This window comes from Paenibacillus sp. GCM10023252, from assembly GCF_042653305.1.
Lineage (GTDB): Bacteria > Bacillota > Bacilli > Paenibacillales > Paenibacillaceae > Pristimantibacillus.
Map to the genome: position 1 here is coordinate 41,249 of NZ_JBHSHW010000028.1, position 22,963 is coordinate 64,211.

The following is a 22,963-nucleotide window of genomic DNA, read 5'->3' on the forward strand; positions in this document are numbered from 1 at the left end:
TATGAAAATAAATCTTAATCGCGAATCCGATCTATCTTTAATTAATCAGATTTCAAATATTCTAGCAGAGAAAATACGCATAGGTGCTTTAGAAGAAGGTAGCCAATTGCCTTCAATCCGAACATTTTCAAAAGAAAATCAAGTTAGTTTCGTTACAGTAAGCAAGGCTTACACCCTTTTAGAGAAAAATGGCTATATTCACTTAGAGCATGGGAGGGGTGGTTTTGTTAGAAAACATGAACTGAAGCATAGTAGCGGGATTCAAAATATTAGCAATTTTGATTGGCAGATAGCCATCCCAGATTATATTCAGCGTTCACAATACATGTTAAATATGGGGCTTGAAAATGCGATTAAATTATCTAGTGCGATTATACATCCAGGATTATTACCCTCAAATTATATAACGAAAGAAATAAACCGAATTTTGCAGGATGATTCGCAAATTGTAGCCCGCTATGGCCCAGTTCAAGGCGATTATGAAGTTCGAGAAGTAATCAAAACATATTTACAACACTATTGCCAAGTCGAAACAACAAGCTCCGAGATCATAATTACAAATGGTGTTCAGCAAGGAATCGATCTCGTTGCAAGAACCTTTATTGGTCCAGGAGACATTGTTATTACCGAGGCACCCACATATACGGCTGCACTTGACGTTTTTCGAAATCGAGGTGCTCATATTATCCCTATTCCTATGGATGAAGATGGTATGCAGACAACTATTTTAGCTTCTTTATGTTTAACCAAAAAACCAAAAGTGGTTTATACGATTCCAACGTTTCATAATCCAACAGGTACGGTTTTAAGTGTAGAGAGAAGAATGGATTTATTAGAATTAGCACAAAGGCACGGTTTTCTTATTGTTGAGGATGACTCATGGAATGAGATCTATTTTGATGATCTTCTACCACCACCTACGATTAAATCCCTGGATCATAGTGGTCATGTTATTTATTTAAAAGGGTTCAGCAAAGCTTTAGCTCCCGGTTGTAAAATTGGCGCAGTGGTTTCAAATGGGACCGTTCATCAGCGATTGTTAACTTCCAAATCTTGTGCTGACCTCGGCAGTCCACTTTTAACACAAAAAGCGTTGATTCCATTTTTAAGTTCAACTAGAATGCATACACATCTAGAAAAGTTACGTATTGCCCTTGAAATAAGAAGAGATAGAACAATTGCACTGTTAGATACATATGCACCTAAAGGCGTTACGTGGATCATACCAAAGGGAGGACTAAACATTTGGGTGTCTTTGCCTAGTAGAGGAAATACAGATGAACTACTTGTAAAAGCACAACAGTCCAATATTTCATTTTTGCCTAGTTCAGCATGTTATCCAGGTGAACCTCAGTATAACCATATGAGAATTAGTTACTCCTATCTAGAGGATCAGAAACTTGAAGAAGGCATTATTGAGTTCTGTCGGATTATGGAATTACATTTACATGAAAAGAAGAATGAATAGAGAAGTTACTGAGCAGGGAAATTACTATTAAAGATGGATAGACATTATCCTGAGCAGATAGATGATTACGCTAACGGGAGACGATAGCTTAATGAACCACTTTTCACCAAGGCAAAATCAACCTCTGAGTATAGCAAAGCAAAATAAAAAAGACCACCTTAACAATCAAAGTGGTCATTGCCCCTTACTCTTGCCCGTTACAGCTTTTTGTTCCCTGGACCTCGATGACGAAGGCTGCGGGGAGCTTTGCTATATCTAGGAGGGTTCTTCATTTTCGTAATTAGCCTATTGCACCTACTTCGCCTGCTGCACTCTTATACATTACTCTAATTCCCGACAGGACATCTGCTCCACTTCCATCACCAACATCGCCGAACGATCGACGAGACTGCGGACAGGAACCTCCTGCTCCTCCTCCGGCTGGTCCAGCGGATAGATTCTAGCCAGCTCCTTCTCCTGATCGATATGCTGTATGTACACCGATACCCCATTGTAGGTCACATCAGCCATCGTCGGCGACTCAGCAATCTCCTGTGCTCGTTGTATATCCATGCCTGCTCCTCCTCTAACTTCTACTCCCTACAGTGTCTGCCTGATGGGATGGTTATATTCGTTCCATGACCACAGAACTTGATGATGAAGAAGGTATGAACCCGCTATCTCACCTATAAAATGTCCACCAAAGCCAATGGAATGTCATTCCTCCCGCCAATCGCTTCCTCTATAATGGACCCATCTTATATTCACCGGAGGTGCAATTCACATGTCGGCAAGCTATGATGCAGCGGAAATTATGGGGGCCTTATACGGTCCTGGCCTAACAGGACTCAAGGGCGCTCTCCCACGGGAATGGGCAGGCAAGCTCAGAGAAGACATTGAGAGGCTGTACGCGTCAGCACTTCAGCGGGAAGGCGGGGCGATCGGATACGGTCCCAAGCGGCATTACGCGGAGATTCATCCAGAGGAGATCCGAGGCTTCGTGGAGGGCAGGAGGGTGAACTCGCTCGCCTTCAATGTGACAACCGTTGATGTCGAAGCCGATATGGGGGCATTCGAGATTGCGCCAGGCACCCAATGGGACGATGCGGAGACGTTCGAATATGGCATGTTCCCGCCGAAGTCGTTATATGATCGGTATGAAGCCCGTGCGTAGCAGAAGCTGCCGAAGATGGGTGATATCTCCGTCCGTTCGGCGCTGACGATTCATAGAGGAACCGCTAATCAGTCCAACACGGCAAGGCCCGTCCTTGTGCTGGGTGTCGACGCGCCGGGCGCGAACAACCATGAGCGCCTTGATATGCAGGTAACCCGCTCCTTCTATGAGACCTTGCCGCATACGCTGAAGGCGCACATGATCTGCCGCGTGGTGGACGAGCTGGAGCCCATCGTGCAGAAGCATGATATTGAAGGGCTGAAGATGGGGGAAGCTTAAGAGCAGCAGATGTGTAAAATAACGAAAGCGGCCATCCGTTAAGGGCGGCCGCTTCTGTAATGTAGAACTACATCTTATCCACTTGCATGTCTCTCTTCTTACCAGGGGCGAACCATCCGATGAGTGCAATAGCCACCAGCACACCGTAGAAGGTGATCGTCCAGCCTGTGCTATGCGGGAAGTCGTGATCCAGTACGCCGATATCATCGTGAGCCAGTGTAATGACAGCAAGCTTCACGCCGACCCAGGCCACAATTGCATAAGCGGTAGTCTCTAGAGCTGGGCGATCCTCAAGCAGCTTGACGAACCAGGTTGCTGCGAACTTGATGAGGATAAGGCCTGCGATACCGCCTAACACGACGACGAGGAACTTACCGCCGTCCATCCCGCCGAAGTCACCAAGCGGCGAATCAGGTAGACCAAGCGCGAGGGCTACTGCAGCAAGGATTGAATCGATAGCGAATGCAAGATCCGCGATCGCAATCTTACCAACTGTTGGCCAGAAGCCCTTGCCTGCTGATTCCTTCTCCACTTCTTCGCTGATTGCTTCGTTCTTCTTGCCGAACTTGGCTGTAATAATGTGCTTAAGTCCGAGGTATAGAAGATAAGCGGCACCAATCGCTTGAATCTGCCACACATTCGCAATGAAGGATATCGCGAACAGTGCACCGAAGCGGAAGACGAACGCCATGATAATTCCATAATTGATTGCTTTCTTCTTCTGGTCATCCGGCAAGTGCTTCGCAATAACAGCTAGCACCAGAGCGTTATCCGCAGACAGCAACCCCTCTAATGCAATAAGTACCAGTAATGCCCATCCATACTCTAACCATATTGAATCCACAGTATTAACTCCTCTCTGTATATGTAACATGTCCAATTATAGTATGCCACTCTGAGGCTGTCACATGAAAAAATAACAGTTGTCACATTTTGCATTCCAACAATGAGTCCCAACTTCAGAGTAAGCGCAAATAACTATACGTCCTTAAGTCAATTATGTAACAAAAAAAATAAAGAACCTCTAAGCTAGAGGTCCTTCACGATATACAGATGAATTAGACTGTAACCATCCGCAAGCGGTATACTTCACGGCTAGCCGCTAATTGGTCTGCTTGTTCACGGTACGCGCGGTAATGATCGGAGGCCAGATGCTTCTGCAACGATTGTTCATCCTGCCAGATCTCATAGAAGACATAGACTGCCGGATCATCCGCTGATTGATGCAGCTTATAAGTTATACATCCCTGCTCACTCTGTGAGAAGGGAACAACCCGCTTCATCGCCTCATAGAGCTCGGCTTCATGGCCTGGCTTGGCCTTAAGAATCGCTGTAATGACGATATTCTCCATACGTTCGACAACCTCCAATCGCAATATCTTATATAAGCTTTGCGACGATTTTACCCTTCACATGACGGTCTGCTAGCTCAGCTAACGCCTGAGGAATCTCCGCTAATGTAATGGTTCTCTCGAGCAGTGAGATGACCTTGCCTTCTTCCATGAGCTGCATCAGCTCGGAACCGATCTTCGCCAGATCAGACTCCGCTGCGAAGTCGTTGTGGTGATGATTCGCATTAAGCGCAATCTCATGATAGGAGATGACCTTCGTGAACGGCTTAATATGCGTATAGTCCGGGGCTCCAGCTATGTGGGCAAGGTGCCCGCCATAAGCGATCAGATCAAGGGAGTTCGTTGCGCTATCCCGGCTGACCGTATCCAGCACCGCATCTACGCCTCGGCCATTCGTAATCTCCATCACCTTAGCCTTAACATCCTCGTTCCCATAGTCGATGACATAATCTGCGCCAAGGGAATGTACATAGTCCCGGTTATGCGAAGAGGCGGTGGACAGCACCGTCTTCCCTGCATGCTTGGCTAACTGGACGCCATAGCCCCCTACTCCGCCAGCACCGCCGTGGATCATAATGGTCTGAATATGGTCCATCGGCAGCTTCTTGAACAAGGCTTGGTAGGCGGTATAGCCGGCAGTCGGCAGAGCGGCTGCATCGACGAATGCAATGGAGTCCGGGATGCGTGAGATCGTATGAGCTGTCGTTACGGCATACTCCGCGAATCCGCCACGCCTCCTGAAGTCCGCATGGAAGACGACCCTGTCCCCTTGCTTCCAGTCACTCACCCCTTCTCCAACGGCTTCTATTGTACCCGCTGCGTCCAGACCAAGTATATGAGGATAGGACCAGGCGGGATTGCCGCCTGTCCCTGTTTTATAATCGACGGGATTCAGCCCTGCTGCGTATACCTTGACCAGCACTTCACCCCGTCCTGGATGAGGAGTCTCGATCTCTTCGACCTCCATCTCCCTCCACTGGCCCTTCTCTCTGAGCAGTAATGCCTTCATCGTTCATTCCCCCATTATTAAGCGATTCAGCAAGCGATTAGCCTCGCAGCTGCTTCACGACTTCGTCAGCAACAGCGATCGTGGATTGCGGGTTCTGCCCGGTAATGAGATTGCCGTCCACTTGTACATGGTTAGCCCAGTTCTCTCTTGCTACAACCGTTGCTCCCAGCTCGCGTAGACGTGTCTCCAGCAGGAATGGCATGAACCGGTCCAGTGTCGTTGCGCGCTCTTCCTCATCTGTGAAGGCTGTTACCGTCTTGCCCGCTACGAGCGGAGTGCCGTCGGACAGCTTAACGCCTACGAGTCCAGCTGGTCCATGACAGACCGCAGCGACGATCTTATTCGCTTCATACTGATTACGCAGCAGCTCGTGCAGCTTGACGTTGTCCGGAAGGTCGAACATCGTGCCATGTCCGCCTGGCAGGAAGATTGCATCGAAGATGGAGCCGTCCTTCACATCTTCCAGCTTCAACGTATTCTCCAAGTATACAGCAGTGTCCAGAATGTCCTGAGGCACTCCGCCTTCCAAGCTGCGGTCGTCGACAGGCGCTTTCCCGCCTCTTGGGCTGGCTACTGTAATGTCATACCCTTCTTTTGCGAACTGCAGGTACGCCTCGCCGAACTCGGATAACCACAAGCCCGTTGCGTGCTCCTCTGTCATTTTATCTGCTGTCGTTACGACCATCAATATTTGCTTACTCATGTGTAATTGCCTCCTGTAGTTGGTTGAATTCCCATCGATATATACTTCACTTCCAGATATGCGCTTATTCCTTCTCTTCCGCCTTCCCGGCCCAGCCCGCTCTCCTTGAACCCGCCGAAGGGGGCTTGCGCGGCAGAGGGCTGTCCATCATTCAACCCAATCACGCCGTACTCCAGCTTCTCGGTAATGGCAAGTGCTTCATTAATATCTTGAGTGTAGAGATAAGCAGCTAACCCATAAGGAGTCTGGTTCGCGCGCCGGACAGCCTCCTCTACCGTCTTGAACGTAGCGACCGGTGCAACCGGTCCGAACGTCTCTTCGGTCATGCACAGCATGTCATCGGCAGCCTCCCGCAGTACGGTCGGTTCATAGAAGTGTCCCTTGCCCTTAGGCACCGCTCTCCCGCCCGTTACGACGACAGCGCCCTTCCGAACCGCATCTTCAACATGCTCGGACACCTTGGTTAATGCCTTGCTGTTGATAAGTGGTCCAATCGCAACGCCTTCCTCCAGCCCGTTGCCCACCTTCAGCTGCGACGCTTGCTCGGCAAGCTTCGTCACGAACTCTTCCGCGACGCTCTCCTGCACGAGGAACCGATTGGCCGCTATGCAGGCTTGTCCGGCATTGCGGAACTTGGCTTGGATCGCTCCCTTGACCGCTGCATCTATGTCTGCCTTGTCGGTAACGATGAAGGGGGCTTGTCCGCCCAGCTCTAACGACAGCTTCTTCATCGTGCCCGCGGCTTGCTCCATTAAGAGCTTGCCGACTGGCGTAGATCCCGTGAACGAGATCTTGCGCACTCGCGAATCGCTCTGCCAGGCACCAACAATCTCTGCGGCATCACCGGTCAATACGTTAATGACACCCTTCGGCATACCGGCTTCCTCCGCCAGTTGGGCCAGCTTCAGTGCGGTGAACGGCGTCTCCTCCGAAGGCTTCAGTACGACTGTGCAGCCCGCCGCCAGAGCCGGTGCCAGCTTGCGTGTAATCATAGCCGCCGGGAAGTTCCAAGGGGTAATCGCGGCAACGACGCCAACCGGTACCCTCTGCACGAACAATCGCTTGTCCGTGGAAGAAGCGGGAATGAGTTCTCCGTATATACGCTTCGCCTCTTCCGCGTACCAGGCCACGTATTGATTCGCATATGATACCTCACCAAGGGCCTCGTGGAGCGGCTTGCCTTGTTCGAGCGTCATGATTGTCGCGAGAGCTTCACGATTCTCCTCAATCTTGTCGTGCCAGCTTCGCAGCAGCCTGCTGCGCTCGTATGGAGAGGTCGTGGACCAGCTCGTTAACGCAGACGCCGCGGCATCGACGGCCTCCAGCGCCTCCCGAGCGCCTGATCTTGGAACCGTGCCGAGCACTTCCTCCGTAGCCGGGTTACGAACAGTTATCGTCTCCGGTGTGCTATACCACGTTCCAGCTATTACGTTCCTCTGAATGAACATGTGCTTCGCCCCCTTCATCGTGTCACCTGTCCGCCAAGCGGCTGCCAGTTGTGATTGGCACATCCATAGGTTATCATCTGGGTACCAGAGATGGAACTTCCTCTATGTTAGAGGGGGATAACCGAACGTTATGAGGGATCAACGATGCGAATGGAATGGTTAGAGGCCTTCCGAACAACAGCCGAGACACAGAGCCTAACCAAGGCAAGTGAGCTGCTGCATATTAGCCAGCCTGCTCTGGGCAAGCAGATTAAGAATCTGGAGAGCGAGATTGGCGCCAGCTTGTTCCATCGCTCTACGACAGGTGTGACTCTGACTAGTGCGGGCGAGCGCCTGCTCACAGCCAGTCAAGATATATTGAAGGAATGGACAGCCGTTAAGAAGGCGATTGCGGTGGAGCAAGGGTTGATGGGCATTACGATCGGGGCTTGGCCAAGCATCGCCGCATCCTACCTGCCTAAGAAGCTTGCCTGTGCGAAGGGCTCCGATTACACGCTCAAGATCTCGCACAGCTATCTCGAATTGCTGAGCGGATTACAGGAAGGGAAGCTCGACGTCGCTCTATTCGATGATTACGGCATCTCACACCCGTACTTCTCTACTCCTGTTTTCACAGAGGGCTTCATGTTGTTCGTCAATCAAGCGCACCCCAAGTACGGAGAGGTCGATTCGGTCACCTTCGAGGAGATTCGAGACGAAGCATTCGTCATGCTGTTAGAGACCTGTGATGCGCGAACGTTAATCCAGGAGGCATTCTTCAAGAGAGGAGCCGAGCTGCGTATTACGGCTGAGATTGAGTTCGGCCACAGTATATTAGGGTTCATCGAAGCGAATATCGGCATCTCCATCCTGCCTGACATATTCTCCGCGGGACTGTCCCCTGCTATTCGAGCCATTCCGATCGAGGGGCTCGACATCAAGCGCAAGGTGTCCTTGATTGCGAGGGATGAGCGGGTGGGGAAGCAAGTGCTTGCGATGTTGAAGTGAGCGCTGCTCCTAGGGCAGGGAAGCTGCGTCCTCCCTGCCTAAGCCGCACCCGATCAGCATATTCCCGGCACAATGCCCGCTGGATGATGCCTTGGGTCTCCAAGCCAGACTTCCTCCGCATCACAGAAAAAGGCACCCACCACGTTCTCGTTGGATGCCTTTTTTAACCAAACGAATTGTCTTAGACCTGACCCGCCTCCGCTCGCTTGTTCGAAGGGGCGAACCAGCCGATAACCGCGATCGCGACCAGAATGCCGTAGAAGAACAGCTTCCAGCCTGTGCTGTGCGGGAAGTGATAATCGAGCACCGCAATATCCTTGTGAGCCAGCGTGATGACGGCCAGCTTAACTCCTACCCACGCAACGATGACATACGCGGTCGTCTCCAGAGCAGGCCGCTGCGCTAGCAGCTTCACGAACCATGTTGCCGCGAACTTAATTAAGATGAGTCCCGCAATACCGCCGACCACGACGACGATGAATTGTCCGCCGTCCATCCCGCCGAAGTCTCCCAGCGGAGAGTCTGGAAGGCCGAGCGCAAGAGCAACCGCGGCTAGAATGGAGTCAATGGCAAAAGCCAGGTCCGCGAGCGCGATCTTGCCTACGGTGGTCCAGTACCCGCTGCCGGAGGATTCCTTGGCTTCCGCATGTGCCGGCGCGCCCTTCCTCCTGCTCATAACCGCCTTAATGATATGCTTCAGCCCAAGATACAGCAGGTACGCCGCCCCAATCGCCTGCAGCTGCCACACCGTCGCAATGAATGAGATCCCGAACAGAGCAACGAACCGGAAGGCAAAAGCCATCACAATGCCATAGTTAATCGCTTTTTTCTTCTGGTCATCGGGCAGATGCTTCGCGATAACTGCCAACACGAGTGCATTATCCGCTGACAACAAGCCTTCCAGTCCAATTAATATGAGCAACGTCCATGCATACTGCAGCCATATGTCCTCCATACCTTCCCCTCCGATAATGAATGATGAGATGCGGTTTTTCTAACCTATACGCGAGGGTTGTTGGTGTAGTTCCAAGGCATTTTCCACATTAGGCATCGTATCTGGGCAGCACTAGAACTCCAGCTTAGAAGAAGAATGGACAGCTTCCAAGAAGAAGGCCGGAGCCTCGGTTATTCTCAGCGCTTGATAGGCCGTCATCGGCATCGCTTCTTGCAGGATTGGAAGACACTCAGCCAAGTATTGATAGGGAATTCCATCCAGATATGAAGCTCACTCGACATCCTATTCACCCTATCTCCATTATAGAATCATACGCGAATAAAGGCTGCCGAGTAGGCAGCCTTTGCTTTACTATTTATTCTGACTGAGATTCTATCCATCAGTGTCTTTCCCTATTGCAACTTACAGCAGCTTAATCAGCGCTTCGAGCTCATCAACCAATGCTTTGGCCCCTTCGAAGTTACGATCCTTCAAGGCCAATTCTATTTTCATTTCCACCGCTTTTTTCGTTTGCTCCGTTGCTAGATAGTCTTGGTCGAAATGACTCGCATAAATCATCTGTCTGAATTTTCGCATGCTCATCTTTCTAATCGTCTTATCCTCAATGATTAGGACATAATCCATCCCATTCACAACAGAGTAGAAGTCATGAGAGATCATGAGGATCGCACCTTGATAGTCCTGGATGGCTTGCTCCAGCGCAATCTGTGTATAGGTGTCCAGATGGCTTGTCGGTTCATCAAGAAGCAATACGTTAGCTCTGCTGGCAGACACCTTAGCTAATTGAAGCAGGTTCCTCTCTCCACCTGACAAGGCTTCTATTCGTTGATGAACGATCTCTCCCTCGAAGCCGTAGCTTGTCAGATGCTTTCTAACGTCATCATACGTGTTGAACCCTGCCTCCATGAACTCTTCCAGGATGGTATGAGAATCCTGCAGCATTTCACCTTGATTCTGAGATAGATACGCCATTTTGACATCCGCATGTATGGCAATGGAATCCTCTTTATTGTTGAAAATAGCTCGAAGTAACGTCGTCTTCCCGGTACCATTGGGTCCGATAATCGCTACTTTATCCGTAGATTTGATCTCGAAGCTCACCTTGTCCAAGACCAACTCCTCATAGGCAGCACTGTAATTACTGACCTGTATGACCGTGCTGTCTTCTTCTATGACATGATCGACATCGAAGTGGATCGTCGGCTGCTTAATATCCACGAATGGCGCTTTAATTCTTCGTGCTTCCAATCTCTCTTGGAACCTGACTCTCGCCTTTAATGCTCTCCCTCTAGAGGCGTCAGCGTTGTACGTTGCAATCTCTCTAAGATTATCGATAATTTTATCGTATCTCTCGATTTCTTCTTCCTCAGCGATTGCCAGCTCTTGCAGCTCGATCTTGGTCTGAAGCAAGGAGAAGTTATACTCGATGTACCGCCCATCGAACTCTTGGATCTCCATGTTCTCAAGATGTAAGATCTTGTTGAAGCAATGATTCAACAGGTATCGGTTGTGCGTAACAACCAGCAGGGTTCCTTTGTGAGCATTAATCAGGTTTTTAAGCGCATTGAGGTTATCGAAGTCTAAGAACACATCTGGTTCATCCATGATCAAGAAGTCTGGACGGCTAAGCATTTCCTTGATCACTTGAATCAGCTTGAATTCCCCGCCGCTCAGGTCGGATACCCGATGATCTTTAAGTCTCATGAGGTTAGCGAGATTAAGTTGCTTAAGCATGTTGCTCTCGTAATCATCCCCGCCGATTGCCTCTAATGCGTCTAGTGCGAGTTGATACTTTTCCAATAACGACTCCATATCCGACGTGGTTTCCATCTCAGCACATATAGCTGTGATTTCCTGATGCAGCTTATAATAAGCTTCCCCTATATACTCTACAACGGTTGTTTTTTTCGTTTTGTCGAGCAGTGAGAATTGACTCACATGCCCTATTCTGCAAGTCGGGTCAATGTCTAGCTTGCCCTCGAACAGATATCGGTCTGGATCCATCAGTATATCAATTAACGTACTTTTTCCACTGCCGCTTGTTCCTATGAACGCGCAATGTTGTTTCTCTTCGAACGTGAATGAGACGTTTTTATATAATTCTTTATGTGGGAATGAGAAGGATAATCCATCTGCTTTTATCATCGTATGGCCTTTCTTTATAACCGGATTTGTGTCGATGGCTAGCTGCTTTGCAGCTCACAGATGCTGCGCTAACCGTTGTTAGCGTAACACGGTTTACAACCAACTACAATCCATTACAAAATGGAAAGCGTGCTTGACATTAAATGCATTGCGCCATATACTCCTCTTATGTAAAGCTAGCTTTCCATCAGGAGTGTGAACACCTTGAACAACCGTTTAGAAGAAATCCGCAAGCAGCGCGGAATTAAGCAAGAGGAGTTAGCACTCGCTCTTGAAGTGTCAAGGCAAACCATCGGCTCGCTGGAGAACGGACGATATAACCCCTCGATTCTTTTAGCGTTCAAGATTGCCCGATTTTTCGGGATGAGTATCGAAGATATCTTTATCTATGAGGAGGATGAACATGTCAATTAGAACGACATCAACTTATATGTTCACCGTTGTCGGCTTGGTACTGCTAGCAGGTGGTCTGTACTTCATGAGAACAATGGAGGATCCACAAGGGTTGCTGCGAGCGTTACCTTACATCTGTTATGGGCTTGGCTGTAGTATGTTCGGTCACGGTATGGGAGAAATAGTCGTCCATCGCGCAATGAAAAAAGACCCCGTAGCCGCAAAGCAGCTAGAGATCGAAAAGAAAGATGAGCGTAACTTGGCCATCGTGAATCGGGCAAAAGCAAAAGCATATGACATGATGATCTTTATGTTTGGTGCCTTAATCATACCCATTGCCTTAATGGATATAGATTTAACCGTGTTATTTCTATTGGTATTTGCTTATGTGTTTATCGTAGGATACTGCACGTACTACCGGTTCAAGTACTATAAGGAGATGTAACGTAAGCTTCCACTCTGCGCGTCAACAATACTACCTAGTTCCAATTCATTCGTTTTCTTCTTTCAGATCTAAATGCTCCGGCAAGCCCGTTTGATCGTAATAGGTTTTAAATAGCAGCTTATGCGGCATAGGAACCATCCCTTTTTCAACCGTCACACCGGATTCAATGCATCTGTAATTGCTGAACGGAATCTTCCTCAAGCCTTCTTCATCCAATAAGCCATCCCAGTTCTTCGTCTTGTTCGACCATAGGCCTTCTCCATACAACGTGACTCCGCCCGCATAGTCGGTCATAACGGCTCCATACTCCTGCAGCGCCTTGGCGATGATCTTCTCCTCGCGGGTCAAGCCAAATGCCTCTAAATCCAGCTCGGGATCAAGCTGAATCAACGTCCCCTCCGGGATTCCATTGGGGTATGCGCCATCTGTCCATATCGCCGGCGGATACACATGCTCCAACAGCCCAACGCATGAGCATGCACATGCCAGCTTATGTTCAATTTTTCCCGCGGTGATCTCATCATGCATGATCAGACCAGCAATAATGGGAACACCCGATGCGCGAGATGGTCCGTACAAGTGAATGCTTTCACCGTTATGTATCGCATAATCTTTCGGATCAAATACCCCGCTGCCGTACAAATCGTAGGTCATGCCCGTGCATGACCACCATGTACCGTCCGATCTCCGCTCAGCCGCCCACATGTCCCATGCGATCCCCTGGTCGTAATCAACCAACGCCATATGCGAATCGGATTCCTTATCCGGCACCGCGTGCTCAGGTATGGGCACATTCATTCCGAATCCAGGCCCGTGACCTTGCGGGTGATCGGCTTGCTGCTGGATATAAGCCTCCGAGTTTTTATAGAAAGCGCTGCCCTCACCCGTGTGATTTTTCATTCTTTTGGCTACGTTAACTCTTGGCGTGTCTTTTGTAACCTCATATACCGGAATGGTCCATGCGTTCAAATTGATATGAAACCCACTAGCTGCATCTGCTTCGTACAACAGTTTAATAAAGTGATCCGATCGAGAGATTATTTTCGGGTTATTTTCGATCTTCGTATTCCAATAACTATCCTCTGCAAAAAATCGTTTTGACAATCCAATCTCTCCCTTTTACCTAATTTCTCATCTTATAATATCCTTTTTCCGCACCAAGCGTAAGACCTTATAACCAATTACTCTTAATGATGTTTTTTGGACGCAAAAATGCCGTGGACAAGCAGCCTCTAACGAAGCTGCTGTCGCACGGCATCCTCTACGTAGATATTCCGATCGATTTGTTTTCATAATGTGCATCTTTTAATACTTTTATGATAAAGTGGGCCACGTCGGCACGAGGTATTGATCTTGATTTTTCAGGTACGCTCGTTGCAGATTCTCTATACTTACCTGAATACGAACCATTGGTTAACCCCATTGGTCTAACAATGGTGTAGATCAGACCACTTGCTTCAATATAATCAAAAGCAGCCCGATGATCCGTTAGGGCATTCTTAAGCATTCGCATGATCAGTTTCCCGCTTATGCCTGGTAGTTCTTTATGAATTCCCGCTGATGCGGTGTAGACAATTCGTTTCACATCATGCTCCTGCATGCCCGTAACAATATTTTTCACCATCTCTTGGAGCTCCGTTGATTTTTTCATTCCTTGACTAGAGCCTAAGCAAGACACGACAGCGTCATGACCAGCAATCGCTTTTGCGACTTCTGCTTGATTGAATGCATTTCCTTGTACAATATTTAAGTTCTTGTGCATGACATCTAGCTTTGTTGGTGTCCGTACAAACGCCGTTACCTCCAACCCATTCTCTAAGGCCTGTTGCACGACAGATTGACCTACACCACCTGTTGCACCAAAAACAATAATTTTCATAATAATCTACACGACTCTCCCTGTTTATTTCGGCTCTTAACAACTACGTGGTTAACCGCCACAGGTTTCTTTTTCTCCGTAATAGTAGCCCCTGCCATTCGTACCGATATATACACGACCATATACTTGTCTGTCGCCTTCCATACAGTTAGGATCATTACCAACACGGTTTGCATCATCATTAATACGAATCCAAGTGGTACCCTTGTCATCAGATCTAAAAATACCTTCAACACCATCCACACGGCCATATACATAGACTGCAGGTATGTCCTCGCTAAGCCCCTTGCCAAAAGCAAATAAGTAAGCTTGGTCAACATGATTCAGTCTGGTAAAGGTATCTCCAAAATCACAGGAAGTGTATAAGCCGTAATGGTTCAGGTTAACCCACACATGGCCCTTATTATTAGGCATTGCTTTAATGTTTGAGAAAGTCTCTAAAGGTAATTCACTGACTTTCATCCAGTTAATGCCGCCATCGGTACTTCTATAAACTTCACCACGATGATAGATGTAGTACACATTGTTTACAACTCTGTCAGAAGCAACGCAATGATTATTAGACCAAAATTTCTCAACACTACCCTTGGGTGCACCTACAGACTCCTGCCATGTGACACCTGCATCAAATGTGACTTTGGGCGTGTCTCCAATGGGAAGAACAACAAAGTTATTTTCATTTACTGGGTTCATAGCTAACTTACCATTTGCTCCAAAAGGCCAATTTTCAAATGCTTTCCAACTTACACCATTATCAGTAGAATAGCCGCCGCCGCCAGTCTTACCCCATTCCCAAGAGCCCACTCTAGCTATGAAGTTGGGATTACTTTCACAGAAGTCAATTCCTGTTGTTTCTTGCATCGCTGGACCACCATGTTTCTTTAGTGGACTTTCTTGCAAATTTGTATGACGCATACCATCGTTGTCCGCAATTCCTGTAATGATGGCAGCTCCAATTGGAGGACAGATCATAGTGAAGCTGACCATAGATTCATATCCTTGTGTATAAGACTTCCAATGACGTGGTTGCTGTGATATATCATCTGTTCGCCAGATCGCATACCAGTCTGTAAAATACACTTGGCTTGGGTTATGTGGGTTGATTAATACACTGGAAGTGGCTGCACTAAAGTAGCAACTTGGAAACCATGGTACATCTGCATGAGCTATAGATTGATTCGTAACTAATTCCCAACTATCTCCACGATTAAGGGTAATATAGATAGGATTCCAGAAGCCATTAAACCTAACCGAACACACGACTCGATCTGGATTGGTTGGATCAACAGATATACCCGTATATTCTTCGTAAACGGGATCAGGTGTTATATTTGTAGTCATACCTGAGTCATATCTATACACCCCACGTGTCACATCAGTGGTTTTTGCACCACAATAGCCGGCTGAGATAAATAAGACACCTTCGCTGTTCATACTCATTCGATTCGGCATCAATGGTGTGTTTGGTATGACTTTGAATGTCTCACCACCATCTAGTGTTTCATATACACCTTCACCGCATATACCAACAAAAAATCTCTGACACCTGCCATTTGCAACGCTATTGGGGTCGAACATTACACTTCTGATCCCGTATCCTTTCATTCCGTTTGGAACACCAGTAAGCTGTCTCCAATTATCGTTACTCGTCGCTTGTTCCATGATGTAGAGACCATCACTTCGAGTACCACAGACAACATAATCACTATTCGATGGATCGACAGCAATACATTCACCATTCCATCGCACGACTAGGTTGCCTCTAAAGTCTTTGTTAAGGTTCGTTCTCTCCCATGTCATACCTCTATCTCGCGACCTAAGGACATCACAAGGATCTTCTTCAATATCATCTGTTTCGATGTATTGCATGATTTCATCCTTGCAATATTTACCTGCTGCTACATATATAACGTCGGAATTCTGGGCGTCAAGTGCAACAGAATCAATGCCATAGAAATTACGCTCAGTCAGACCAAACGAATCCATCAATTGAATCCATCTTTCTTCCTCTTTATGTAAGCGGTATAGACCACCGACATCCGTTCTAACATAGATGAGATCTTCTTCCTTGGGATGAATAATGATACCTGTAGCATAACCACCCCCACCAATTCTAAGGCTATTCCAATTATAATTATCACTCATTATGGTTTGATTCATATTCAAGCTCCTCGCACTCCTGTCTCTTCTTTCCATTGCATTGCTCCCTCATTATATCTGTCGCCTTCTGCACGAAATAGGTCATCTGCCAACGAAATCTTGTTCGAAAAATCTGAAATGATACGCAGTGTTGAGTGGTGTTAGCCGGATTGCCGCATAAAAAAGAGGTCGAGCAGTAACGATCTGCTCAACCTCGCACAAGCGAACCTACGGCGTGATCGACTCACCCCGGCCGCGAAGGCCGCTTCACCATCTGCAGCCCGACTGCCGCTAGGAGAATCAATCCCTTGACCGTGTCGTTCAAGAGCGCATTCATCCCGACTGCCGTAATGATCTTATCGATCATCGTGAACGACATCGCGCCGAAGACGATGCTCGCGATCTTCCCTCTGCCGCCGGCCATGCTGATTCCGCCGATGACGACCGCTGCGATAGCGTAGAGCTCGAAGTTCTTGCCGGACGTGGCCGGGTCGAAGGACGTGTCCTTCGCAATCTTGAGGAATGCCGCTAATCCCACCAACGCACCGCACAACACGAACACCTTAACTCTCGTCCAATCAATATCGACACCGGCCAGCTTCGCCGCACGCGGATTGCTCCCAAGCGCATAGACGCGCTTGCCGAACTTCGTCGAGGAGGCCACATACGCAAGCGCAGCCGCAATCCCGATGAACACAATCCCGAGCACCGGAATCGTCAGCACATCCCCGTTCCCGATGTCGAACAGCGTCCTATAGCTGGGTAGCGAACCGTCCACACTGTACCTCGTCTCGCCCCGCTCGTTCATCATATATTGCGAGATAGACCGATAGATCAGCATAGTAGCCAGCGTGACGATGAACGAAGGCATCAGCAGCTTGCCGACCAACAGCCCGTTAACGAAGCCCAGCACCATCCCGAGCACAACGGCAATGACCAGCGCGGCAACGATACTATCGAGCTGATTGTAAGCGATAATCGTCAGCCCGCCGACCAGCACGAAGGAAGAGCCGACCGACAGATCGATATCCCCGGTCAGGATGATGAAGCCTACGCCAAGCGCGATCGTTCCCAGGATGGCACTATGGAGCAGGATGTTCGTCATACTCGTCCAGGAGGTGTCGCTGCCGTTCGTGATGAGGAAGGCAACTAATATCCCTATGAAAATAATAACGTAGTTATAATGAGTCCATAGCTGCTTCACCTTAACTCCCATCCTCGGCCTCCTCCGTTCGTATCGCACTGGTCGCATGCAGCATGACGCGTTCCTCATTGATGTCATCCCGGCTTAGAATCGCCGCAATCGTCCCCTGATAGAACACCGCGCAGCGGTCCGCAATTCTCATAATCTCCGGAATCTCCAGCGTGTTCACGATGATCGTCTTCCCCTGCTTCGCCAGCTCAAGAATCAGCTTGTAGATCTCGCGCTTCGCCCCGACGTCGATGCCTTGGGTAGGGTTGTCGAACAGAATGAGGTCGGCGTCCGTACGGAGAGACCGCGCGAGGATAATCTTCTGCTGGTTCCCGCCCGACAGGCTGGTGATCTTATCTCCATATCCGCTCGCCTTAATCGCAAGCTTCTCCCTTAAGGCCTCATAGTGCTGCAGCTCCCGCTTCTTGTGAATATGCTGCTGCCGCGAGCGAATGGCGTGCTCGGACAGATACGTATTCTCAAGCAGATTAAGGTCCGGAATGACGGAGTTCTCCTTCCGGTTCGCAGGCACCATCGCCACGCGGCACCTCATTACACTGCGCAGGGTGTGGCGCTTAGGGGGGCGGCCATGGAAGAGAACGCTGCCGCTCCGAGGCTTCAGGACGCCGAACACCGTCTGCAACACCTCCGAGCAGCCCGAGCCCTGTAGGCCCGTGAAGGCGACAATCTCACCTTGCCTCACCGTCAAGTTCACATCGTGGAACCGCTCGCCCGTGAGCCCCTTCAGCTCTAGGATGGGAGCGCCGGGCGTGCGCTCTTCGTAGAGCTTTTCAGAAGAATAGCGCTCCCCCACCATATGTCTAGCAATATCCTCCGGCGCGGCATTCCGTATGTCATCCGACACGACGAACCTCCCGTTGCGAAGCACCGTGAAGCGGTCCGCGATCCGGAACACCTCAGGCAGCTTGTGCGAGATGAAGATGAAGCTCTTGCCGGCTTCCTTCAATCGACGGATAATAGCGAACAGCCGCTGGATCTCCTCGTTGTTAAGGGCTGTAGTTGGTTCATCCAGTATAATCAGCTTCGCTTCCCCATGCAGTACCTTCGCAATCTCGAGCAGCTGCTTCTTCCCCGTATCCAGGCTGCCGGCATAGCCCGTCGGATCGATGTCCACACCCAGCTTGCCCATCAGCGCCCTGGTCTCCTCGATCATGGCTGCCTTGCGCAATCGGCCGAAGCGCCCCGTCAGCTCCTTGCCCAGATACACATTCTCGTACACGCGCAGATCGTTGATAATGTTCAGCTCCTGATGCACGAACGCAATCCCAAGCTGCTCGGCCGACCGAATGCTATGCTCGGCAATTTCCTTCCCGTTGTAGTGAATCGTTCCGCTATCCTTGCTATGTACCCCAGCCAGAATGTTCATTAAGGTGGACTTGCCCGCTCCATTCTCCCCTAGCAAGGCGTGCACTTCCCCCTCGCCCACAGTCAGACCAACCCCGTCGAGTACGGTTACCCCGTAGAAAACCTTGCTGATACCATCCATCTTCAGCAGCTCCATAAGCCCTCCGTTATTCCTGTTCGGGTGGGAGCGTAAACGGCTTGCCGCCATCCGCTGGTCGGCCAAGCTCGTCTCGCGGTGAATATATAAAGGCCTAATCCTCTATTGGAACGACCGCTCACAAGCTCCTTAAAGCCTGCGAGCGGTGCGTCATCTTCCTTTACTTCTCGTCGTAGGTGCCGAACGCCTTGAAGTCCGCGACATTGCTCGCATCGACGACCTTGACCGGAATGACGTGGTCCTTCTCAATATCCCCGTTGCCCGTCAAGGAGTCCGCGAGTACCTGCATAGCCTCTTGAATCATCGCCGGATCGTACGTCACGGAGAAGATGTCGAACGAGGACGGACGCTGAATCGTCTGATGCTTATCCTTCAAAATCGCATACATCTCGGCAAGACCGGAGGAGGCGCTGAGTGCTTTTAGGCTTTTCAAGAAGGCCTCCTTCTTACCAGCATCCAGGGCGGATCCGTTCAACGATTCCAGCACACCGACGCCAATCTCATCATCATGGGTGTAGATCCAGTTCTCCTTGGAGGTGTCGAGCTGCGAGCTGTTGAACCATGTCTCGAACAGCTCCTTCCCTGTATCCCGGCTCCAGCCGGTTGCGGCGGACTTCACGACCGTCTTGTCGATCTCTTCCTTCGTCCAGCCCTGCTCCGTCAGGTACTTCCGGAATCCGTTCGAGCGAAGCTCCGGCACCGACGAATTGTCGCCAATCATCTCATACACATAATCGTCCTTGGTCAGCCCCTTCTCGATGAACCGCTTTGCCGTCTCATAGCCGACGCCCTCATTGTCCCCCTTCACGTTCGAGACCACCTTCTCATCGATGATCCCGCTTGCGATGACGCGATCGAATTGCACGAAGGGAATGTCCGCCGCGGCAATCTTCTCAAGCGTCGATTGCAGACCGTTGTCGTAGGGCAGAATAACAATGCCTCCGATGCTGTCCGACTTCGTCAGCAGGTCATCCACTTGCTTGATCTGATCCTCTACATCCTTCGCCGCGTACACCTTTACGTTGTATTTCTCCTTCACCTTGCTGTCCTCGTTCAACTGCTTGGCTTTCTCCTGCGCATAGGTCAGCACAGCCCCCGTCCACCCATGATCCGCGCTCGGCACCATCACCGCAATTTCCTTCCCTGAGCCGCCATTTGAACACCCGGCTAGTCCCAATCCAGACACGACGAGCATGACGACCACAAGCAAGGTAGAGATTCGATGTTTTCTTCTCATATCAACCCTCCATAAGATATAGAATCTATCTCTCACTGTTATCACTGTATTCGTGTGGTGGGTTGTTCATGTCTGGTTTGGGGGATTGTAGTTCGAGTTGGTTGGGTTACCCCTATAAAAAAAGAAACAGGCTTCGCGCATCCGAAGCCAGTTTCTTCTTGGCAGGTCAATTCCTATCTAACATCATAATCATTTGACAGGCAGGTATGAGAGAAGCTCCAAAGCGAGGTCGGGTGGCTTTGCTTGCCCACAATTTGCTTAAGAAGGCCGCAATAGACAGAAAACAAAAAATGCAATTAAGAGATATCCTGCTATATTGCCATTTTTGTTTTTATTACTATTTCATCTAGCGATCTGTCTCCTCAAATGAACACACTACTCTTGAGTCAGCCCCTATATCTTATATAGATACATGTTCAAAACAATTAGGACAAAGCCTTTTTATAATGAAACTTCTTTGTTTGGCGCTAAATCTTGTACTACATTTTGGACATTCAATCGAACCCTCGAGAATTTGATCAAACTTTTCCAATAATTGTTCATCCAAAACTATGTGCCTAACCGCTCGCTTATCTATTGTTGGAGGAACATCCCCAACATCGTACTGATCCTCAAACATAGACTCCTCTAACTCTCTACCAATGCTTGTCTCCCTAAGGTCTACATACGCACCGTAATCTATTGCATATATGTCATATCTTTCACCTACTTCTCCACTTTTTGCAGCATAACCCACATGCCATCTATGTAGTAAACGAGCAGTCATTAATTCTTGCAAAGTTATACTTGACGATAACCTTTGTGGAACCAAAAACGCCTTAACTTTTCTATGTTTGATCACCTCACGAACTAGCGTTTCCATGATTTCTTGTAATTCTGGTTTTGCATCCCTTAATTTATCACGGTGAAAAAAATCTTTTGCGGAGTCAACAATGGCAGGAACACCAATGGACTTCCAAGTTGGGTGTTCCTGAGATTTTCTAAATGAGCTTGTGAATATATAGAGAAAATCACGTGGAATCCCCTCACTTGCCTTTATCAGTTCTTCAAATGCTCTTCTTTCTGAGAAAATATCATTTGTAAATCTCGATTGATTTCCTTCTGGATCGGCCAATATACTATGTGCATCGGTTAAGTGGTTATATAATAACCTAGCGAAAAAATAGGTAACAGCACTTTTGTTTTTATCAAAAACAAGAATGTCATCAAGGTCAACACCAACAAATATATCCCCGCCAACTTCAAAACCAACTTTGGATGATTGACTATTAAAACTGAAGTTTGATTGGTATCTAATACAAGCAAGTTTTAAAGTGAATTTGGGTGAAGCCATAAATGATCTTTTAAGCCACTCTGCAAGATAAGGCTGTATATCAAGTGGTAACGTAGACCATTCATCTAATAGGAGTACTGTTCGTGTGAGAGATAAGTTTCTATTAATCTCTTCCAATGTAGATATTATTTTTGAAAACGGCAAGCGAAGTTCTCCCTTTAACTTGGATGCCGTATTCAAATTTTCTTTTTGTTGGCTTGTCGATGTATTACTAATTCCAAGTTCTAGAGTTGGTGATTTAGATGCAATCACTTTACCGTTATACCCTTCTACGTCTGTATTACTTCTTTCCATAGCAAATGAATCAGAGTGCTCTATTAACTCTGCCATTTGCCATTCACCTTTTGCTAAATCAACTAAGCGAGCGATTAAATCAATAATTACATCTGGTGTCCCTTCAATACTGTACTCGTCAGACCTAATTAGCTTATCAAGATAAAGTTGATATGTCTCAGCTAGAATAGTGACTATCTGTTGAAAGCACTTTAACGAGACAATACTTGCTACTTCAGGCTGGGATTCTTGCTTAACTGGAGCATCCAAGGTTTTACGTAAATCCATGTAAACAGGGAGTGTTTTTCGTTTTGGGTTTGATTGATATGCCTGCAGGAGATGTGTTTTTCCCGTACCACGGCGACCATAAATAATTTGATTATCATCGCTATTCAATTTGGATATTTGCCCATTATCAATATATATATTAGGACTTGTATCTCTGTACTCAGCTCGGAGTGCAATTTTCTCAACAGCTGCTATCAAAAATGGGTTTTTTAAAATACTCACATAATCCCCTCCTAATGGAAATAATACTCCCTTGGGATATAGACATCAACTACTAATGTTAAAATTTCCCGAAACTAATGATAAGGTCCCCCCCCCCGATACCGGCGCTCGTTCATCGGGCACCTCCGTGAGCGTCAGCTTCACGTAGGGCCAGAGCCGCTTGGCATACTCTGCGATGCCAAGCGTTAAGTACTTCTCCTTCAGCTTCCCGACCGCGGCTATCTGAATATGCATCCTACACCACCAAGAACGTCGCGTGGTCGTCGCACAGCTCGCACTTCACCGGAGGATCCCAGTCCGCGAACTTGGTCTCCTTCAGGTCCACAATATCCGGCGCATCCTCGAAGTCGTCCACGAACTTATCAATTGCCAATTCCACATGTTCTTTGCATACACAATACATAAATCTGCCCTAACCCTCGTCTGTGTCAAAAGCAAAGCAATTAGACCATTCCGCATAGAATGGCCTGGTCAAAAGTATGAATGTTTAACCTCCAGCAGCTGCCGGGGCTGGGGATGTCGATTCAATCGACTCGTTTAC

Annotated in this window: 22 protein-coding genes and 1 pseudogene; 6 read left to right on the forward strand and 17 right to left on the reverse strand. The window is 48.4% G+C overall.

Translation table 11 applies throughout. The features are described 5' to 3' along the window. Position 1 precedes the first annotated feature (1 nt). Complete coding sequence (locus tag ACFO9Q_RS15900) at positions 2-1,468, forward strand: PLP-dependent aminotransferase family protein (protein ID WP_379183779.1); 1,467 nt, start codon at positions 2-4, stop codon at positions 1,466-1,468. A gap of 321 nt (positions 1,469-1,789) precedes the next feature. Here the strand turns inward: ACFO9Q_RS15900 and ACFO9Q_RS15905 are convergent, their stop codons facing one another. Then, the gene (locus tag ACFO9Q_RS15905) at positions 1,790-2,020 is read right to left on the reverse strand and encodes a small acid-soluble spore protein H (protein ID WP_379183781.1); all 231 of its coding nucleotides are present in this window, start codon (positions 2,018-2,020) and stop codon (positions 1,790-1,792) included. 211 nt (positions 2,021-2,231) lie between these two features. Here ACFO9Q_RS15905 and ACFO9Q_RS15910 point away from each other — a divergent pair, with 211 nt between their 5' ends. Then, positions 2,232-2,621, forward strand: a complete 390-nt coding sequence (locus ACFO9Q_RS15910; RefSeq protein WP_379183783.1) for a hypothetical protein — start codon at positions 2,232-2,234, stop codon at positions 2,619-2,621. 15 nt (positions 2,622-2,636) lie between these two features. Next, entirely contained in the window at positions 2,637-2,900 is a 264-nt protein-coding gene (locus ACFO9Q_RS15915) for a hypothetical protein (RefSeq protein WP_379183785.1), read from the forward strand. A gap of 67 nt (positions 2,901-2,967) precedes the next feature. Here ACFO9Q_RS15915 and ACFO9Q_RS15920 read toward each other — a convergent pair whose 3' ends face one another. The 5 genes from ACFO9Q_RS15920 to ACFO9Q_RS15940 all read right to left on the reverse strand — a co-directional run bounded on the left by ACFO9Q_RS15920 (position 2,968) and on the right by ACFO9Q_RS15940 (position 7,412). After that, positions 2,968-3,744, reverse strand: coding sequence for a TerC family protein (locus ACFO9Q_RS15920; protein ID WP_379183787.1), 777 nt, complete (start codon positions 3,742-3,744; stop codon positions 2,968-2,970). Positions 3,745-3,958: 214 nt separating this feature from the next. Further along, entirely contained in the window at positions 3,959-4,252 is a 294-nt protein-coding gene (locus ACFO9Q_RS15925) for a putative quinol monooxygenase (protein WP_379183789.1), read from the reverse strand. Between the two features lie 28 nt (positions 4,253-4,280). After that, entirely contained in the window at positions 4,281-5,261 is a 981-nt protein-coding gene (locus ACFO9Q_RS15930; RefSeq protein WP_379183791.1) for a zinc-binding dehydrogenase, read from the reverse strand. Between the two features lie 37 nt (positions 5,262-5,298). After that, a complete protein-coding gene (locus tag ACFO9Q_RS15935) occupies positions 5,299-5,964 on the reverse strand; it encodes a type 1 glutamine amidotransferase domain-containing protein (RefSeq protein ID WP_379183793.1) in 666 nt (221 codons plus the stop codon). Then, entirely contained in the window at positions 5,961-7,412 is a 1,452-nt protein-coding gene (locus ACFO9Q_RS15940; RefSeq protein WP_379183795.1) for an NAD-dependent succinate-semialdehyde dehydrogenase, read from the reverse strand. Before ACFO9Q_RS15940 ends, ACFO9Q_RS15935 begins: the two co-directional genes overlap by 4 nt. A 144-nt stretch (positions 7,413-7,556) precedes the next feature. Here ACFO9Q_RS15940 and ACFO9Q_RS15945 point away from each other — a divergent pair, with 144 nt between their 5' ends. After that, complete coding sequence (locus ACFO9Q_RS15945) at positions 7,557-8,399, forward strand: LysR family transcriptional regulator (RefSeq protein ID WP_379183797.1); 843 nt, start codon at positions 7,557-7,559, stop codon at positions 8,397-8,399. Between the two features lie 181 nt (positions 8,400-8,580). Here the strand turns inward: ACFO9Q_RS15945 and ACFO9Q_RS15950 are convergent, their stop codons facing one another. Together ACFO9Q_RS15950 and ACFO9Q_RS15955 are read right to left on the reverse strand one after the other, a co-directional pair. After that, complete coding sequence (locus ACFO9Q_RS15950; RefSeq protein WP_379183799.1) at positions 8,581-9,354, reverse strand: TerC family protein; 774 nt, start codon at positions 9,352-9,354, stop codon at positions 8,581-8,583. A gap of 402 nt (positions 9,355-9,756) precedes the next feature. Next, complete coding sequence (locus tag ACFO9Q_RS15955) at positions 9,757-11,499, reverse strand: ABC-F family ATP-binding cassette domain-containing protein (protein ID WP_379183801.1); 1,743 nt, start codon at positions 11,497-11,499, stop codon at positions 9,757-9,759. A 204-nt stretch (positions 11,500-11,703) separates the two neighbouring features. Here ACFO9Q_RS15955 and ACFO9Q_RS15960 point away from each other — a divergent pair, with 204 nt between their 5' ends. Continuing rightward, positions 11,704-11,913 (forward strand): helix-turn-helix transcriptional regulator, encoded by a 210-nt coding sequence (locus ACFO9Q_RS15960; RefSeq protein WP_379183803.1) that lies wholly within the window; start codon positions 11,704-11,706, stop codon positions 11,911-11,913. Beyond that, on the forward strand, positions 11,903-12,337 hold the full coding sequence (locus ACFO9Q_RS15965; RefSeq protein ID WP_379183805.1) for a DUF6442 family protein: 435 nt from the start codon (positions 11,903-11,905) through the stop codon (positions 12,335-12,337). The genes ACFO9Q_RS15960 and ACFO9Q_RS15965 overlap by 11 nt, the downstream gene beginning before the upstream one ends. Positions 12,338-12,382: 45 nt before the next feature. On the opposite strand, the gene ACFO9Q_RS15970 is transcribed toward ACFO9Q_RS15965, so the two are convergent. The 9 genes and pseudogenes from ACFO9Q_RS15970 to ACFO9Q_RS16010 form a co-directional block, all read right to left on the reverse strand. Further along, complete coding sequence (locus ACFO9Q_RS15970) at positions 12,383-13,441, reverse strand: hypothetical protein (RefSeq protein WP_379183807.1); 1,059 nt, start codon at positions 13,439-13,441, stop codon at positions 12,383-12,385. A 157-nt stretch (positions 13,442-13,598) separates the two neighbouring features. Continuing rightward, positions 13,599-14,216 carry an NAD(P)-dependent oxidoreductase gene (locus ACFO9Q_RS15975; RefSeq protein ID WP_379183809.1) on the reverse strand — a complete coding sequence of 206 codons (618 nt, stop codon included), beginning with the start codon at positions 14,214-14,216 and terminating at the stop codon, positions 13,599-13,601. Positions 14,217-14,267: 51 nt separating this feature from the next. Beyond that, positions 14,268-16,382 carry a hypothetical protein gene (locus tag ACFO9Q_RS15980; protein ID WP_379183811.1) on the reverse strand — a complete coding sequence of 705 codons (2,115 nt, stop codon included), beginning with the start codon at positions 16,380-16,382 and terminating at the stop codon, positions 14,268-14,270. A 217-nt stretch (positions 16,383-16,599) separates the two neighbouring features. Next, on the reverse strand, positions 16,600-17,571 hold the full coding sequence (locus tag ACFO9Q_RS15985) for an ABC transporter permease (protein ID WP_379183813.1): 972 nt from the start codon (positions 17,569-17,571) through the stop codon (positions 16,600-16,602). Continuing rightward, a complete protein-coding gene (locus ACFO9Q_RS15990) occupies positions 17,561-19,069 on the reverse strand; it encodes a sugar ABC transporter ATP-binding protein (RefSeq protein ID WP_379183815.1) in 1,509 nt (502 codons plus the stop codon). The genes ACFO9Q_RS15985 and ACFO9Q_RS15990 overlap by 11 nt, the downstream gene beginning before the upstream one ends. 160 nt (positions 19,070-19,229) lie before the next feature. Next, on the reverse strand, positions 19,230-20,306 hold the full coding sequence (locus ACFO9Q_RS15995; RefSeq protein ID WP_379183817.1) for a substrate-binding domain-containing protein: 1,077 nt from the start codon (positions 20,304-20,306) through the stop codon (positions 19,230-19,232). A gap of 400 nt (positions 20,307-20,706) precedes the next feature. Next, positions 20,707-22,422, reverse strand: a complete 1,716-nt coding sequence (locus ACFO9Q_RS16000) for a hypothetical protein (RefSeq protein ID WP_379183819.1) — start codon at positions 22,420-22,422, stop codon at positions 20,707-20,709. Positions 22,423-22,524: 102 nt separating this feature from the next. Next, positions 22,525-22,656, reverse strand: a pseudogene (locus ACFO9Q_RS16005) (23S rRNA (pseudouridine(1915)-N(3))-methyltransferase RlmH); the annotation flags it as partial. Between the two features lies 1 nt (position 22,657). Beyond that, positions 22,658-22,825 carry a CxxH/CxxC protein gene (locus ACFO9Q_RS16010; RefSeq protein WP_379183821.1) on the reverse strand — a complete coding sequence of 56 codons (168 nt, stop codon included), beginning with the start codon at positions 22,823-22,825 and terminating at the stop codon, positions 22,658-22,660. Positions 22,826-22,963: the final 138 nt, after the last annotated feature.

Bases quoted from the DNA above. Each gene is read 5' to 3' on its own strand.
- ACFO9Q_RS15925 (WP_379183789.1), bottom strand. From the start codon at position 4,252: ATGGAGAATATCGTCATTACAGCGATTCTTAAGGCCAAGCCAGGCCAT.
- ACFO9Q_RS15935 (WP_379183793.1), bottom strand. From the start codon at position 5,964: ATGAGTAAGCAAATATTGATGGTCGTAACGACAGCAGATAAAATGACA.
- ACFO9Q_RS15955 (WP_379183801.1), bottom strand. From the start codon at position 11,499: ATGATAAAAGCAGATGGATTATCCTTCTCATTCCCACATAAAGAATTA.
- ACFO9Q_RS15965 (WP_379183805.1), top strand. From the start codon at position 11,903: ATGTCAATTAGAACGACATCAACTTATATGTTCACCGTTGTCGGCTTG.
- ACFO9Q_RS15910 (WP_379183783.1), top strand. From the start codon at position 2,232: ATGTCGGCAAGCTATGATGCAGCGGAAATTATGGGGGCCTTATACGGT.
- ACFO9Q_RS15995 (WP_379183817.1), bottom strand. From the start codon at position 20,306: ATGAGAAGAAAACATCGAATCTCTACCTTGCTTGTGGTCGTCATGCTC.
- ACFO9Q_RS15990 (WP_379183815.1), bottom strand. From the start codon at position 19,069: ATGGAGCTGCTGAAGATGGATGGTATCAGCAAGGTTTTCTACGGGGTA.
- ACFO9Q_RS15940 (WP_379183795.1), bottom strand. From the start codon at position 7,412: ATGTTCATTCAGAGGAACGTAATAGCTGGAACGTGGTATAGCACACCG.
- ACFO9Q_RS15915 (WP_379183785.1), top strand. From the start codon at position 2,637: ATGGGTGATATCTCCGTCCGTTCGGCGCTGACGATTCATAGAGGAACC.
- ACFO9Q_RS15945 (WP_379183797.1), top strand. From the start codon at position 7,557: ATGCGAATGGAATGGTTAGAGGCCTTCCGAACAACAGCCGAGACACAG.
- ACFO9Q_RS15950 (WP_379183799.1), bottom strand. From the start codon at position 9,354: ATGGAGGACATATGGCTGCAGTATGCATGGACGTTGCTCATATTAATT.
- ACFO9Q_RS15975 (WP_379183809.1), bottom strand. From the start codon at position 14,216: ATGAAAATTATTGTTTTTGGTGCAACAGGTGGTGTAGGTCAATCTGTC.
- ACFO9Q_RS15985 (WP_379183813.1), bottom strand. From the start codon at position 17,571: ATGGGAGTTAAGGTGAAGCAGCTATGGACTCATTATAACTACGTTATT.
- ACFO9Q_RS15905 (WP_379183781.1), bottom strand. From the start codon at position 2,020: ATGGATATACAACGAGCACAGGAGATTGCTGAGTCGCCGACGATGGCT.
- ACFO9Q_RS15900 (WP_379183779.1), top strand. From the start codon at position 2: ATGAAAATAAATCTTAATCGCGAATCCGATCTATCTTTAATTAATCAG.
- ACFO9Q_RS16010 (WP_379183821.1), bottom strand. From the start codon at position 22,825: ATGTATTGTGTATGCAAAGAACATGTGGAATTGGCAATTGATAAGTTC.
- ACFO9Q_RS15930 (WP_379183791.1), bottom strand. From the start codon at position 5,261: ATGAAGGCATTACTGCTCAGAGAGAAGGGCCAGTGGAGGGAGATGGAG.